The following is a 15136-nucleotide window of genomic DNA, read 5'->3' as shown; positions in this document are numbered from 1 at the left end:
GTGCTCACCGCGTGCGGTGAGCACCGACCCCTCGGGTGCTTCTCACATGCTCCCGGACGCTCCGCAGGCGCTCCCCCGGTGCCCGACGCTCCCGGCCGTTACCGGGGGTCCGGGCCCTTGGCGACCGGGCGGGCGGGGTCCTCCGACCACTCCGACCACGAGCCCGCGTAGAGTGCCGCGCGGATGCCCGCCAGTTCCAGGGCCAGCACCTGCTGGGCGGCGGAGACGCCGGAGCCGCAGTAGACGCCGACGTCCCGGCCCGTGGCCCCCAGGGCCGCGAAGCGGGCCGCGAGTTCCGGCGCCGGGCGGAAGGTGCCGTTTTCGGCCATGTTCTCCGCGGTGGGAGCCGAGACCGCGCCGGGGATGTGGCCGCCGATCCGGTCGATCGGCTCGACGTCGCCGCGGTAGCGCTCGGCCGCGCGGGCGTCCAGCAGCAGCCCCTCCCGGGCGAGGGCCGCCGCGCCGTCCGCGTCCAGCAGCGGGAGCCCGCCCGGCTCGGGACGGAAGTCGCCCTCCGCCGGGTCCGGGATCTCGGTGGAGAGCGGGCCCGTCCAGCCGGCCAGACCGCCGTCCAGGACCCGGACATCGCCGTGGCCCGTCCAGCGCAGCAGCCACCAGGCGCGGGCCGCCGCCCACCCCAGCCCCCCGTCGTACGTGACCACGGGCGTGTCCGCGCCGACCCCCGCACGGCGCATCGCCGCACCGAAGACCGCCAGGTCGGGCAGCGGATGCCGGCCGCCCGCGCCCGGCGGGCCCGCCAGTTCCGCGTCGAGGTCGACGTATACGGCGCCGGGCAGATGCCCCGCCTCGTACTCCGGCCGTCCCGGCGGCCCGCCGAGTCGGTAGCGGACGTCGAGCAGTACGGGCGGGCGCGGGCCCGCCGACTCGCCGGTGAGTTCGGCTGCGGTGATGATGGCTGTCATGGCGACCATCCTCGCGTACGGCCCCCCACGGCGGGAGCGTCGGCGGACCACGCGATGTAACGGCCTGTGAAACAGCCGGTAAAAGCTGGTGAACGCCGGTAAACAACGAATCGAGATCCCGCCAAGTGCGGCGCGGCCGGGCGGCGCCGCGCGCCGGTGGGTGCGAGCATCGGCACGCCCCGCACGGCCACCACGACGGTCCGAGGAGAGAGTGACGATGACCGAGGCAGCGACCCGGCGCACACCAGGAACACCCTGCTGGGTGAGTCTGATGGTGCACGGACTTGCCGCGACGGAGGAGTTCTACGGAGCGCTGTTCGGCTGGGAGTTCGAGCCCGGGCCGCAGCAGCTGGGACCGTACGTCCGCGGGCTGCTCGACGGCAAGGAGATCGCGGGGATCGGTCAGTTGCCGCCCGACCGGCATCTTCCCATCGCCTGGCTGACGTATCTGGCCACGGACAACGCGGATCTGACGGCCGAGACGATCAGGAGCTGCGGCGGAACGGTCGGCGTCGGCCCGCTGGACGCGGCGGCGGCGGGCCGGATGGCCATCGCCGCCGACCCGGCGGGCGCGGTCTTCGGGATCTGGCAGGCGGCGGCTCACACGGGGACGGCGGTGGCCGGGGCGCACGGCACGCCCGTCTGGAACGAGCTGATCACCCGCGAGACATCCTCGGTCGACACCTTCTACAAGGCGCTGTTCGGCTACGACGTGGAGGCGGTCGTCTCGGCCGACTTCGACTTCCTGACCCTGCGTCTGCGCGGGCGCCCCGTCGCCTCGCTGCACGGGGTGGGCCGGGGGCTCACCCGGGACCGGGGCGCGCACTGGATGACGTACTTCGAGGTGGCGGACACCGACACAGCCGCGCGGCTGGTCACGGAGCTGGGCGGGCAGGTGCTCCAGCAGCCGCGCGAGGGCGCGAACGGACGGCACGCGACGGTCGCGGACCCGGAGGGCGCGGTCTTCACGATCGTACGGTCGGCCGACCGCTGAGACCGGCCGCGGGAGGCGGTGCCGGCGTGATGGCGGCCGCCACCGCCCGTCAGCCCGCCGGGATCGGCAGGACGTCCGGGGAGAGCGTGGCGGCCCGCGCGGTCGCCGCGGTCATCCGGCGCCGGTGGTGGCGCCGGCACAGCACCTCGTAACCGGCCTCGTCGCCGCCCCGGTGGACATCCCCGACGACGACCTGGGCGCCCTCGACCACCATGGCGCCGCCGACCGTCCGCGCGTTGTGCGTGGCGCGCGCGCCGCACCAGCAGAGCGCCTCGACCTGGAGCACCTCGACCCGGTCGGCGAGCTCCACGAGCCGCTGCGAGCCGGGGAAGAGCTTGGAGCGGAAGTCGGTGGTGATGCCGAAGGTGAAGACGTCCAGCTCCAGGTCGTCCACGACCCGGGCGAGCTGGTCGATCTGGGCCGGGGCGAGGAACTGCGCCTCGTCGGCGATGACGTAGTCGCACCGGCCGCCTTGGGAGAGCCGGTCCACGAGGTAGGCGTAGAAGTCGAAGTCGTCCGCGGCCTCGACAGCGTCGGTGACCAGACCGAGCCGGGAGGAGAGCTTGCCCCCGCCGGCCCGGTCGTCACGGGTGAAGATCACGCCCTGGAGCCCGCGCGCCGAGCGGTTGTGCTCGATCTGCAGAGCGAGGGTGCAGCGGTTACCCAACAGTGAGCCCAGGCTCCGCGAGGTCTTCGGCAAGTTGCAGGCCAAGCACGGCGCCGTGCTGGTGGTGGTCGATCAGCCGGCCTAGATCGGGGCTCTGCCGCTGACGGTGGCCCGGGACATGGGCTGCCCGGTCGCCTGTCTGCCCGGCCTGACGTTGCGACGGATCACGGACTTCCATCCCGGAGAGGCCAAGACCGACGCCCGCGACGCCTTCGTCATCGCGGACGCCGCCAGGGTCATGCCCCATACCCTCCGCTCGGTCGACCTTGAGGACGAGACCATCGCCGAGCTGGAGATGATCGTCGGCTTCGATGACGACCTGGCCGGGGAAGCAACCCGGATCAGCAACCGGCTGCGGGGCCTGCTCACGCAGATCCACCCGGTTCTGGAACGAGTCCTGGGCCCGCGAATGCAGCACCCGGCGGTGCTCAAGCTCCTCGACCAGTTCGGCTCCCCGGCTCAGATCCGCAGAGCCGGACGCCGTCGACTCGTGACCTTGATCCGCCCTGAAGCGCCGCGGATGGCCGAACGGCTCATCGAGGACATCTTCACCGCCTTGGACGAACAGACCGTCGTCGTCCCGGGCACCGATGCTGCCGCTCTGATCGTCCCCAGCCTCGCCAACTCGCTCCAAGCGGTGCTTGACCAGCGCAAACTCCTGGCCACCCGGATCGAGGAACTGCTGGAAAACCACCCTCGTCCCGCCGCGGAAACAAACAGCTCGAACGGGCCTTCTTCCTGTCCGCGTTCGCGGCCCTGGCCGACCCGGTCTCCCGGGCCTACCACGACAAGAAGATCGCGCAGGGAAAGCACCACACCCAAGCCCTCCTCCGCCTCGCGAGACGACGAGCCGACGTGCTGTTCGCGATGCTCCCACGACGGCACCTTCTGCAACCCTCAACCCGCCCCATCAGCTTGACCAAACCCATAGGGGCCCCCAACCCACCACCACACACGCAGTTCCTCGTCGAGGCGGCCCCACACCAGGTCGGCCGAACTCTCCACGCGCGTCTCCCGGTCCCCCAGTCAGAGACGTCACATCCCTCATCGTCCACGATGTGGTACCGATCAGTACGCCATATGGGATCCAGTCGCCGCCGCAGCCTCTCCGGGTACAGGTACGGGCCGTACCTGCCTATCGGCAGATACGGCCCGCTGAACTCTCACTCCGCATCTGACAGTTGCATCTGCGTCACAGAAGACGATCTAACGGAACACGTCACCCTGCAGGGGAAAGTCCCGGCAGATTGACGACTCGATACGCGCTCTAGCCCTTCTGGCTCTTCGCCAGAGCCTTCGACGCCTTGATGCGCTTGGGGTCCTCGACGTTCTGCGTCCCGGCGCCCTTGCTCGGAGTGATCTGCCATTCTCTGAGCGTCGCTGCGACCTGCTTGAGTTGCTGCGACTCCGGCGGCACGTCGATGAAGAACATGGATTCCATGGCAGGCTTCATGTCACCGCCCCACTTCACCACACCTCCGAGTTCCGCGAGGATGTCCCGGATCGCCGTGACCTGGTACGGGAAAAAGTTCCCCGTGACTCCCAGCGGGTAGATTTCCGGATACAGCGCCAGTGCGGTTCCTGACAGGTGGTTGGACTCGAAGTCCGCTCTGACCTCGCGATCGGCGCGATACCCTACGATCTCGCCGCGCTCGCTCTCCAGCCGGGCGACGTCGTAGTGGAAGCGCTGTGCCAGGTAGGCCAGGACCGTTGCGGTGTCTCCTTCGCGCAGGACGACGGTCAGCCCGGTTCCCTGAATGTCGCAGGTGCCGGTGACCGAAGAGCGGGCGTTCGGGATGCTCCAGCCGTTCGCCGAGGTCGATCTACGCCACGTGGTGTCCGCGGCGACGGCGGTGGCGGGAGCGAGCAGTGCGCCTCCGCCGGAGACCAGTGCGGCTCCGGCAGCGACGCCGGTGAGCTGCTTGAGTATGACGCGACGTGAGAATTCGATGGTCATGAGGCCCCTTCGGGAATGTGTCGTGCCCGCCGGTGCAGGAACACGGCGGCACAGATCAGGACGACGGCAAGACCAGCCGGCACGTAGACGAACAGGTTGATCGACATGGAAACGTGTTCCACCGTCGAGCCGTCGGAATAGATGCAGGCGTTGCGGAGGGGCCAGTAGTCCTGCTGCAGGCTCGCCAACTGAGCTCCGGACGCGTTCCTGTCCTCGCACAGCTCCGGGAACGGACCCCCCAGGGTGACGGTGAACCAGCCGTAGCAGTACACGGCCGTGGCCGAGAAACCGAGGATCAGAGCGAGAATCGCGCAGATCTTGGACAGCGAACGGGGTGGATTCCTCAGCATGAGAACGATCGCCAGGATGCACGCCGGCACAGCCACCACGCTCACGAGCAGGAGCAGGCCCATCAAAGGAGTCGGCATTGTGTTCCCTCCTCCTGATCCGGTTTCGTGGACACACAGTGCCGCATGGTTCTTCCTGCCTCCCGCGCCAAGCGTTTCCCCAGGGCCGGGCAAGTTACCCAACCTGCTGATTTCGACGGGCACGGGCGTCCGGCGTCATCCTGGGTGCGATGAAGAATGCGCATACCCTAGCGAAAGTTCACTTCCTCGAGAATCTGGCCAACGGGTACAGCCCGCCGGCCGAGACACCTGCTTCAGCGGGTCACTTCCTGGCCGATGAGACGCTGCAGAACTTCGGCGAATCCCCGGTAGAACTCGTCCATCACGGAGTCGGACTCGTTCCAGGGCTCCTTGAACAGCGGACAGTTCCTCTGGATCAACAGCGCACGCGTTTTTGACAGCAGAGTGTCGTCGATCTGGTCCTCGAGAAACGCCTTCGCCGTCTTCGTGACGCCGTCGGTGGTGGTGCCGAACCTGGCCGCCTTGAAGTCACTGAAACGCGTCAGGTGTCCCCCACCAAGCAGAATTTTCCTGAGTTCGGTGACGATGTCCGTGCCGCCGGCCTTCAACTGGGTCGCGACCGTGAACCCGTCGATGTCCTCGATCAGGTCGCTGAGCGAGAACGTGGACGCCACGTCGGGCCTGGCCAGTGTCTTGCGACAGAAGTCCAGCGGGGATGCGTTGTCCGAACGGCTCCATTCGCCGTAGAACGTGAGCAGGTCACCACCCCAACTGGCGAGCTCGGCACGATTCGCCTTGCCGACTCCGGCGTTCCCCTTGAGGAAATAGCCTGCGGCACTGGCGATCAGGTGGTCCGGGCTGATGGTGACACCCATCGACGGGTCGCTGTATGCCTGCTCCCTCGCGCGGCCGAGCCCCCGGTCGACAGCGAATTGGATGAACGCGTTGTCCACATCACCGAACAGCGCTCCCCAGCGGGAGTCGGTGTACTTGTCCCAGCGCATGAACTGCAGGGACAGTTCGTTCGCGTTACCCTTTCCGTACTCGACGGCAGCGTCGTACACTTTCTGGACATATGCGATGAACGCATCGACCGATGCACTTCCCGGCTGATTGACCGAGTTTTGACCGAAGTCCGAGCCGGGGCGGTGTGTCACCCGGTCCAGCGCGAAGGTGTCCGAACCAGCGGAGAAGTCGAACTCCTTGATCTGGTTGAACGTCCAGTTCTGCGGGAGGGGGAATCCGAGGTTGCCGGAGAATCCGTAGGACATGCCCGAGACGTACGCGTACGGCACATACGCGCCTCCGGACACGCTTGCGCACACGTTCCGCGAACCATACACGCCGGTGATGTACTTGCTGCCGTTACTCTTCAGGGCGTCGTTCACGCCGGTGAAATAGTCGACGATCTTGTCCATCTCCGCTTGCGTGGCGTCGTAGTCGACCGCGAAGTAGATCACCGTGCTCCGGTTGAATCCGTAGCCTTCAGCCCGTTCGTGCGCCTTGCGCCCGTGCAAGTAGCCGTTGGGGTATGAGAAGTCCGCGAGCTTCCGCGCATCGTACTGCCACAGCGGGATGACGTTCAGACCGGCAGAGAATATGGCGTCCAGCTCTCCGGGCTGTATCTCCTTGTTCAGAGTGCCCTCGGCCGGCTCGTCGAGATAGCGGCCTACCGCGCGGTAGCCAGCAGCGTGGAGCGCCTTCGCCCGGGAGGAGGTGATGGTGAAGCGGGTGTCACAACAGTTGGCCGCCCTGTCGGGGTTTCCGTAGGAAACCAGCAACTGCGCCCAGGTGTCGAAGTCGGCCTTACCTGTCACGCTGATCGCGGAGAAGCTCTGGAACTTCCTCACCCAGCTCTCGAGCTTCGGGCCGAACTCGTAGCTGAAGCTGGCAATGTCGCCACTCGTGTTCGACGGACCGTTCGCCACACAGGCCGCGGAGAACAGCTGCACCCATTTACCGGAGTCACCTTCGGTGAGTGTATGGGCCCGCAGGCTTGCTTCCGTGGCGGGACCGAAGACGCCATTGGCCGAGTCCTCCGGAATTCCCGACTCGTACTGGATCCCCTTCATCAGGGCCTGCTGCACGTCGCGGGAGAAGAACCCGTCGCACGGGCCGATGAAGAAGGTTGACTTCTTCCAGTAGAGGGAATTGAGCCACTGCTGCATGAGGCGGATCTGCTCCAGCCCGCCGGACAGGAAGATGTAGGCATCCATGGTGAGCAAGGCCTTGAAGACCTTGGCCGGCAGAGCATTATCGATCTCTTCCGCCGAAATCCCGATGTCGTACATCATCGTCTTGAATCCCGACAGAGTGGAGTTCGACATCTCCCCGTCGATGGCCCCGGCGTGGTAACCCTTACAGAAAAGGCCACACTGGATGATCTTGACTATGTTCTTGTTCGACTCACCGACCTTGATGGGCCCCCTGGCCGTCAACGTCGACAACGTGGTGGGACCGAAGGCGTTGGAGAGAGCCGTGATCCCGAGTTCGTGCTGCAACGCACGAGTCAGGGAGTACATGGTGTTCCATCCGGTCTTCCCGTCCTCTGTCACGGCGTTGTAGCCGGCGACACTCCTGTACGTCGCATTGACCCACTTTTGGGCCTGCAGAACCATTTCGTCAGCCATGGCGGAAATCCGTTCCTTCGACTCTTCGACACGTGCGGGGAATTGGCGAGCTCGAACCGGTCACAACGAACGAGTGGGCAGCCTTCACGGCGGCGCGTCGGACCGGATGAAGCGAACAGTGCAAGGTGACCCCGGCATGCGCGATCGAGACCGGGTTGTCCGGGGTGGCGTCCTCGAAGGATCTGCCGCGCAGCGGCATTCCCGCGAGAGTGAACAAATCCCTTTCCGGCTTACCGAATCCCACCGGCACCCATCCGGACAGTCCGCATCGACATGCGCTCCTGCTTCTCCGGGGTTGCCGCGTAAGGCCGTCGCATACCTGATGACCCATAACATCAGGTATTTCGCTGTATCGACATCCGTTCGGCATACGTGGAGTCGTCAGGTATACGCCGGCACAAGCCGCATAACCCGCGTCCAGGATTCAAGGGCGCAAGGGTTCCCGAACTCGCCACCCTCGCGGCATGTAACCCGACTGCCACCTATCCGTGCAGCAGTCTCTCGCCAGATCGATCAGCAGTCATCAGTTGCAGGCACCTACGGTGAGGTAGTTGTCGACCCTCACCGTGCTTCCAACCTTCATGTAGGAGTACGCCCGGCCGCAGTAGCCCTTGCTCTGATAGACGGGCCCGGCGTAGGAGCTGTACGTGCCGAAGTCCTGGACGTCGGGGATGGAGGTGTAGTTGGTCGACAGACGGATGCCCATGGAGTGCGCGACGCCGGTGTCGTTGAAGAACACAGCACAGATCGGCTTGTCGTAGTAACTGTCACCTGTTGTCTTGCCGTTGGTCCAGGTGTAGGTGGTGCCGTAGGTGCCGTAACGGGCGGCCCCGACAGAAATGGTGTAGCCAGATCCGCATACGTTGGCAGCAGCCGCAGCGACCTCCGGGGTGGCCGCGATGATCCGCTTGGCTTCGTCTGTCGCCTGCTTGTCGACCTTGACACCCTTGACGTGCATGGTCTCGATCGGCGTGTTGCCCTTCGGCTCGGCCTGGTCGGCCGCCGACGCAGCAGGTGCGGTCATCGTCACCGAGAGCAGGGCGGCACATATGCTCGCAAAACGCACAACAGTCTTCACTTTTCCCCCATAAAGTGACAGTCAGGTAGCCCCGACATGCAGAGAGTATCGCATCGAACACATAAGCGAGCAGGTTTTTGATCTCGCTGCCCGATCGAGGGTCGGCACAGGAAGAGAGCGACCGTTCGGCAACCGTGGCGGCGGTGCCGGCCGGGCCGATGACATCGGTGGGCGAGTCGGTCCGTTCCGGACGGTTTCGTTCAACGGATTCAGTTGACAGAAGGTCGTCGAGAGGATCTTCACCGCATACCAGGAAATCAAGGACAGCATCCTGCTCGGAGGTTCCGGCGAAGCCGTCACAGGGAAAGGAATTGAGTTGCTTGCGGAGCTTCTCCTGGTCGCCTTGGGCGACCGCGATGCAGTGGGCTTCACGGCCGAAACGGGAGTCGGCGTGATTGCGCTTGGTGTGCATCGCGTTGGTGGTGACAATCACCCCGGCCAGATCGGCCACGGTGTTCAGCAGCGGCTGGAAGCAGGTGATCCGGGTGCAGGCGGAGACCGAGAGGCTCTGCAGACCACCGCAACCAGGCCGACTCGGCCGACAACCTCAGCCGGAGGCCACCGGCAGGACGTCCGGTGAGAGCGCGCCGGCGCGGACAGAGCCGGCCGTCATACGGCGACGATGGTGTCGTCGGCACAACACCTCGTAGCCGACCTCCGCAGCGGGGCTGCTCACGTCACCGACAACAACCTGCTCACCTTCCACCACCATCTTGCCGTCCACCGTGCGGGCATTGTGCGTAGCACGCGCCCCGCACCAGCACATCGCCTCCACCTGCAGCGTCTCAAGGCGGTCCGCCAGCTCGATCAGCCGCCGCGAGCCAGGGAAGAGCTTCGTGCGGAAGTCGGTGGTGATACCGAAGGAGAAGACATCCAGGCCCAAGTCATCCACGACTCGCGCCAATTGATCGATCTGTACTGGCTCCAGGAACTGTGCCTCGTCCACGATCAAGTAGTCGACCCTGCCGCCCTGCGAGACCCGGTCGACGACGTAGGCATACAGATCCATGCCCTGCACGGCCTCGACCGCCTCGGTCACCAGCCCGAGCCGTGAAGAGAGCTTTCCCTCCCCCGCACGGTCATCCCGAGTGAAGTTCAGACCCTGCAACCCCCTCGCCGACCGGTTGTGCGCAATCTGCAGCGCGAGGGTGCTCTTTCCGCAGTCCATCGTTCCGGAGAAGAACACCAGCTCTGGCATGAGGGGGTGACGGCCTTTCGGGTCTTCGGCTGCCGGGGGCGGCGGGGGCCGCGCCGCGGTCGATGGGCATCGTACGGGCGTACGAGCGGTTACGAGCGTACTTCGAGGAGCGGGACCAGTTGCTCGACGGGGGTCATCGAGCCGTGCATCCCCACCATCGCCGACTCGTGCGGCTCCTGGACGGAGGCGGTGATCACCACGTCGTCGTGGGCCGCGGCGACGACATCGCCGATCCGGTCGTACACCCGCTCGTCCATCGCGCCCGGCGGCCCGAACCACCCCTCCGCGACCGCCTCGTCGCGGCTCGCCACCCAGAACCGCTCGCCGAGGACCTCGCGCCAGACGGTGAGGACATCGGCGGCGGCGCCCGGGACGGCGTAGACATGGCGGGCCCGGCCCTCGCCGCCCAGCAGGGCGACCCCGGCGCTCAGCTCCCAGTCCTCGTCGAAGTCGATGCGCGACTCCTCGTCGAAGGGGATGTCGATCATGCCGTGGTCGGCGGTGACGTAGAGCGCGGTACGGGGCGGGAGCTGTTCGGCGAGGCGCTGGACGAGCCGGTCGACGTACATCAACTGGCCGCGCCAGGCGTCGGAGTCGACCCCGAAGCGGTGACCCTTGCCGTCGACCTCGCTGTAGTACGTGTAGACCAGCGACCGGTCACCCGCGGCAAGTTGTTCGGCGGCCAGGTCCATCCGGTCCTCGCCGGAGAGCCGGCCGAAGAAGGAGCCGCCGCTCAGCGCGACCTTGGTGAGCGGGGTGTGCTGGAAGGTCGGGGAGGAGACCTGCGCGGTGTGCACGCCCGCCGCCTCGGCCCGGGCGAAGACGGTGGGGTACGGCTGCCAGACGTGCGGCGCGGTCCACGGCTTCCAGCGGAGCTGGTTCATCAGCGCTCCGGTCGCCGGATCGCGGACGGTGTACCCGGGCAGGCCGTGCGCGGAGGGCGGCAGCCCCGTGCCGACGGAGGCGAGGGAGGTCGCGGTGGTGGCGGGGAAGCCGGTGGTGAGGGGACGCCCGGTGGAGCCGCGCGAGGTGGCGAGCAGCGATGTCATGTACGGCGCTTCGTCCGGGTGCGCCCTGAGCTGCTCCCAGCCGAGGCCGTCGATCAGAAAGACGCAGTTCCGGTCCGCGGGGGTCAGTTCCGGGATGGTAGCGGTCAGATCCGGTACGCCCTGGCCCGCGGCGAGTGTGGGCAGCAGATCCGCGAGCGAGCCGCTGCCGTACTGCGGCAGCGGCGCGCTGGAGAGGGCGAGCGGGACGGGGTCCTGCCAGAGGGACTCGGCGGCCATCAGCGGCCGGTCGCCGCGGTGGCCGCCGTGGCCGCGGTGGCTTCGGAGAGTGCCTGCGCGAACGCGAGCGTCTGCCGCACGGTGTCCGGGCCGTCGCCCGCGTCGCTGACCCGCAGGCTCAGGTCGTCGGCGGTGGAGCTGCCCGTGTAGCCGTGGTCCGCCTCGCAGTTGGGGTCGCCGCAGGCGGCCGGCTCCAGGTCGATACGGGAGACGGCGCCCCAGCCGATGGTGAGGACGACCTCGCGCGGCAGGGTGCCGGGCTTGTACGACTCCGGGTTGGCGACGACGCGGCTGACCACGACGGAGGAGATGCGGTCGATCCGGACCGACTCGGTGGAGGTGGTGGCGTACGGCGTCGGGGAGCTGGAGTCGGCGGCCTGCTCGTCGGTGTGGCTGACGATGAAGCGGTGGGCGGTCAGCACGAGGACGGTGACATGCCGCCGTACCTCGTTGGCGTCGAAGGTGGTCTCCTGGTGCACCAGGTACGACGAGATCGGCTCGCCACCGACAGCGGCCTCCACCGCCTCGGCCACGAGAGCCGGGTAGTAGCCGCTGCGCTCGATCGCCGTGCGCAGCCCCTGGGTCGTCGTACCGGTCTTCGCCATGAGCTCATCCTACGGGGGCCGGATGGCTGCCGGAGACGCCCTGTCCCGGCGGAAACCGCTGAGCAGGGGCCGATGAGGCGGAGATCTGTACTAGTAGTGGCTGGGGAGTGTGCGTGGACCGAGATCGTCGCGGGCGGGCGGCGTCGCGAGGCGGACGGTGGCGCCGAGCACGGAGAGTCCGTGGGTGGCGACGACGACGGGTTCCAGGGTGACGGAGACGACCTCGGGGTGGTCGTCGACGAGCCGGGAGACCCGTAGCAGCAGCTCCTCCAGGGCGGGGGTGTCGACGGGGGCCGAGCCGCGCCAGCCGAAGAGGAGGGGTGCTGTCCGGATCGACCGGATCAGTTCGGCGGCGTCGCGGTCGGTGACGGGCACCAGCCGGTGGGCGAGGTCGCCGAGGAGTTCGGAGGGGGCGCCGGCCAGCCCGAAGGAGAGCACGGAGCCCGCGGCGGCGTCGATGGCGGCCCGTACGACGGTGTCCACGCCGCGGGGTGCCATGGCCTGGACGACGGGCCGCAGCTCGACGGCGGTGCCGAGCCGCTCGGTCAGCTCGCGGTGGGCGAGCCGCAGTTGTGCCTCGTCGGCGAGGTCGAGCCGTACGCCGCCGAGGTCGGCGCGGTGGCGCAGATGCGGGGCGGTCGTCTTCAGGGCGACGGGGTAGCCGAGCCGCGCGGCGGCGGCGACGGCCTCGTCGGGCCCCGGCGCGGGCAGGGCGGGCCGTACGGGGATGCCGTACAGGGCGAGGAGTTCGTGGGCGTCGCCGGGGGCCGGGGAGAGGCGGCGGGTGTCGGGGGCGGCGCCGAGGAGCCTGCCGATGAGCGCGGCGGCCCCGCTCTCGTCGATGGTGTCGTCCAGGAACTCGGGAACCTTCCCGGGTTCGGCCGCCTGGCGCCGCCACCGCGCGTACCGTACGGCCTCGGCCAGCGCCCGGACGGCGCGCTCGGCGGCGGGGTAGGCGGGGATGCGCACGGCGGCGGGCGCGGGGGTGCCCGGGGCGCCGGACGGGTGCGGCTCCGGGGACGTCGGTGCCGGGAGCGGTGTCGCCGGCGGCGAGGGGCGGCCCGGGCCGCTGTGCGTCGCCGTCGAGAGGGCCTCCGCCAGTCCGCCGATCTCCACGTGGACCACCGTGACCGGCTTCGCCGGGGCCGTCGCCGCCGCCGTCCTGAGCGCCGTGCCGAGCGCGCCGCCGTCGGCGGGGTCCGTCGTGCCCGTCTCCCCCACCCGCGGGATCGCGGTCACCACGACGGCGTCGCAGCCGGGGTCCGCGAGGGCCGCCGTGAGCGCCGTACGGAAGTCGTCGGGCGCCGCGGAGGTGGTGAGGTCCTGGGGCGGCAGGGGGCGCAGCCCCTCCGTGAGGCAGGCGTCGTACGTGAGGAGGCCGAGCGACTCGGAGTTGCCGAGGATCGCGACGCGCGGGCCCGCGGGCAGCGGCTGGGAGGCGAGCAGCAGCCCCGCGTCGACGAGTTCGGTGACCGTGTCGACGCGGATCACCCCGGCCTGCCGCAGCAGCGCCGAGACGGTGGCGTCCGGGATGCGGGTCACCGGGACGGTGTGCCCCGGCGGCGCGCTGCCGCTGTGGCGGGCGCCCTTCACGACGACGACCGGCTTCACCGCCGCCGTGCGCCGGGCGAGCCGGGTGAACTTGCGCGGGTTGCCGATCGATTCGAGGTAGAGGAGCGCCACGTCGGTGTCCGGGTCCTCGAACCAGTACTGGAGGATGTCGTTGCCCGAGACGTCCGCGCGGTTGCCCGCCGAGATGAAGGACGACAGCCCCGCACCGCGCCGGTGCAGCCCGGCGAGGAGCGCGATGCCGATCGCGCCGGACTGGGTGAACAGGCCGATCCGGCCGCGCGCGGGCGGCTGCGGCGCGAGGGAGGCGTTCAGCCGTACCGCGTCGGCGGTGTTGATGATCCCGAAGGCGTTGGGGCCGATGATGCGCATGCCGTACGAGCGGGCCAGCCGGACCAGTGCGCGCTGGCGCTCGCGGCCCTCGGCGCCGCTCTCCGCGTACCCGGCGGAGAGGACCACCAGGCCCTGGACACCGGAGCGGCCGCAGTCCTCGACCGCTTCGGGCACCCGCTCGGCGGGGACGGCGAGGACGGCGAGGTCGACGGGTTCACCGATTCGGGTGACCGAGCGTACGGCGGGGACGCCGTCGAGCCTCTCCGTGGACTCGGGGAACGCGCTGTTCACCGCGTACAGCCGACCCGTGAACCCGGCGTCGCGCAGATTGCGGAGCACGGTGCGGCCGACGCCTCCGGGGGCGCGGCCGGTCCCGACGACGGCGACCGAGCCGGGGGTCAGCAGGCGCTGCACGGAGCGGGCCTCGGCGCGCTGCTCACGGCCCCGCTGGACGGCCAGGGACTCGGCGGTGGGTTCGAGGTCGAGGGTGAGCCGTACGGAGCCGTCCTCGAAGCTGCGCCGCTGGGTGTACCCGGCATCCCGGAACACCTTGATCATCTTGCTGTTGGCGGGCAGCACCTCGGCGGCGAACCGGCGGATGCCCCGCTCGCGGGCGACGGCGCCGATGTGCTCCAGGAGGGCGGAGGCGACGCCGCGGCCCTGGTGCGCGTCCTGGACGAGGAAGGCGACCTCGGCCTCGTCGGCGGGGGCGGAGGCGGGCAGTCCGCGCTCGTCGGTGCGGTCGTACCGTACGGTCGCGATGAACTCGCCGCCCACGGTCGCGGCGAGCCCCACCCGGTCCACGTAGTCGTGGTGCGTGAAGCGGTGGACGTCGCGGTCGGAGAGGCGCGGGTAGGGGGCGAAGAAGCGGTAGTACTTGGACTCGTCGGAAACCTGTTCGTAGAAGCTGACCAGCCGCTCCGCGTCCTCCGTGGTGATGGGCCGGATCCGGGCGGTGGCGCCGTCGCGCAGCACCACGTCCGCCTCCCAGTGCCCTGGATACGCGTGGTCCCGCGGGTGCTCCATGTCCAAAGCCTACGGCGCGGTCGGTGCCCGTGACCGGTGATCGGGGGTGACGGGGATCGGTTCCGCGCCCCATGAGACTCTTGGTCCAGACATCTGTTTTGAGACTTTTTGCGACTTGAAGGGCAACACCATGGCTGAGCGCCGCGTCAATGTCGGCTGGGCCGAGGGGCTGCACGCCCGTCCCGCCTCCATCTTCGTCCGCGCCGCCACGGCCGCCGGCGTCCCCGTGACCATCGCGAAGGCCGACGGCAGCCCCGTCAACGCCGCGTCGATGCTCGCGGTGCTCGGACTGGGCGCGCAGGGCGGCGAGGAGATCGTGCTCTCCTCCGACGCCGAGGGCGCGGACGCCGCCCTGGACCGGCTGGCGAAGCTGGTCGCCGAGGGGCTCGACGAGCTTCCCGAGACGGTCTGATCCCGGAGCGTATTTCCACGACGGAGCGGTGGGGGGGCGGGGTAGGGGGGGCCCCCCGGCCGGGTGTGGGGGGGGGTTTGGGGGGGGGTA

At 68.8% G+C, this 15136-nt stretch carries 12 protein-coding genes and 1 pseudogene; 3 read left to right on the top strand and 10 right to left on the bottom strand.

The genetic code is table 11. From position 1 onward, the window contains the following. Positions 1-98: 98 nt before the first annotated feature. Positions 99-923 (bottom strand): sulfurtransferase, encoded by an 825-nt coding sequence (locus ACFXKG_RS36690; RefSeq protein ID WP_384848473.1) that lies wholly within the window; start codon positions 921-923, stop codon positions 99-101. 217 nt (positions 924-1140) lie between these two features. On the opposite strand from ACFXKG_RS36690, the gene ACFXKG_RS36685 reads away from it, so the two are divergent. After that, positions 1141-1917, top strand: a complete 777-nt coding sequence (locus tag ACFXKG_RS36685; protein ID WP_384848470.1) for a VOC family protein — start codon at positions 1141-1143, stop codon at positions 1915-1917. A 49-nt stretch (positions 1918-1966) separates the two neighbouring features. Here the strand turns inward: ACFXKG_RS36685 and ACFXKG_RS36680 are convergent, their stop codons facing one another. Then, positions 1967-2584, bottom strand: a complete 618-nt coding sequence (locus tag ACFXKG_RS36680) for a thymidine kinase (protein ID WP_384848467.1) — start codon at positions 2582-2584, stop codon at positions 1967-1969. Between ACFXKG_RS36680 and ACFXKG_RS36675 the strand changes: the two are divergent. Continuing rightward, positions 2577-3503, top strand: a pseudogene (locus tag ACFXKG_RS36675) (IS110 family transposase); the annotation flags it as partial. The gene ACFXKG_RS36680 and the pseudogene ACFXKG_RS36675 sit on opposite strands and share 8 nt — an antisense overlap. 348 nt (positions 3504-3851) lie before the next feature. Here the strand turns inward: ACFXKG_RS36675 and ACFXKG_RS36670 are convergent. The 8 genes from ACFXKG_RS36670 to ACFXKG_RS36635 form a co-directional block, all read right to left on the bottom strand. Continuing rightward, a complete protein-coding gene (locus ACFXKG_RS36670; protein ID WP_384848464.1) occupies positions 3852-4541 on the bottom strand; it encodes a hypothetical protein in 690 nt (229 codons plus the stop codon). Further along, positions 4538-4954 carry a hypothetical protein gene (locus ACFXKG_RS36665; RefSeq protein WP_384848461.1) on the bottom strand — a complete coding sequence of 139 codons (417 nt, stop codon included), beginning with the start codon at positions 4952-4954 and terminating at the stop codon, positions 4538-4540. Before ACFXKG_RS36665 ends, ACFXKG_RS36670 begins: the two co-directional genes overlap by 4 nt. 248 nt (positions 4955-5202) lie before the next feature. Continuing rightward, entirely contained in the window at positions 5203-7539 is a 2337-nt protein-coding gene (locus ACFXKG_RS36660; protein ID WP_384848458.1) for a glycoside hydrolase domain-containing protein, read from the bottom strand. Positions 7540-8062: 523 nt separating this feature from the next. After that, positions 8063-8617, bottom strand: coding sequence for a hypothetical protein (locus ACFXKG_RS36655; RefSeq protein WP_384848455.1), 555 nt, complete (start codon positions 8615-8617; stop codon positions 8063-8065). Positions 8618-9164: 547 nt separating this feature from the next. Then, positions 9165-9815 carry a thymidine kinase gene (locus tag ACFXKG_RS36650; RefSeq protein ID WP_384848452.1) on the bottom strand — a complete coding sequence of 217 codons (651 nt, stop codon included), beginning with the start codon at positions 9813-9815 and terminating at the stop codon, positions 9165-9167. A gap of 89 nt (positions 9816-9904) precedes the next feature. Then, complete coding sequence (locus ACFXKG_RS36645) at positions 9905-11101, bottom strand: alkaline phosphatase family protein (protein WP_384848449.1); 1197 nt, start codon at positions 11099-11101, stop codon at positions 9905-9907. Further along, a complete protein-coding gene (locus ACFXKG_RS36640; RefSeq protein WP_384848446.1) occupies positions 11101-11706 on the bottom strand; it encodes a DUF5998 family protein in 606 nt (201 codons plus the stop codon). The genes ACFXKG_RS36645 and ACFXKG_RS36640 overlap by 1 nt, the downstream gene beginning before the upstream one ends. Positions 11707-11796: 90 nt before the next feature. Next, a complete protein-coding gene (locus ACFXKG_RS36635; RefSeq protein WP_384848443.1) occupies positions 11797-14634 on the bottom strand; it encodes a GNAT family N-acetyltransferase in 2838 nt (945 codons plus the stop codon). 130 nt (positions 14635-14764) lie between these two features. Between ACFXKG_RS36635 and ACFXKG_RS36630 the strand changes: the two genes are divergently transcribed. Continuing rightward, positions 14765-15046, top strand: coding sequence for an HPr family phosphocarrier protein (locus ACFXKG_RS36630; RefSeq protein WP_365819184.1), 282 nt, complete (start codon positions 14765-14767; stop codon positions 15044-15046). The last annotated feature ends 90 nt before the right edge of the window (positions 15047-15136 follow it).

Origin of the sequence: Streptomyces sp. NPDC059255 (assembly GCF_042752355.1) — a bacterium.
Classification (GTDB): domain Bacteria; phylum Actinomycetota; class Actinomycetes; order Streptomycetales; family Streptomycetaceae; genus Streptomyces.
This window is presented reverse-complemented; position numbering and strand designations above follow the sequence as displayed.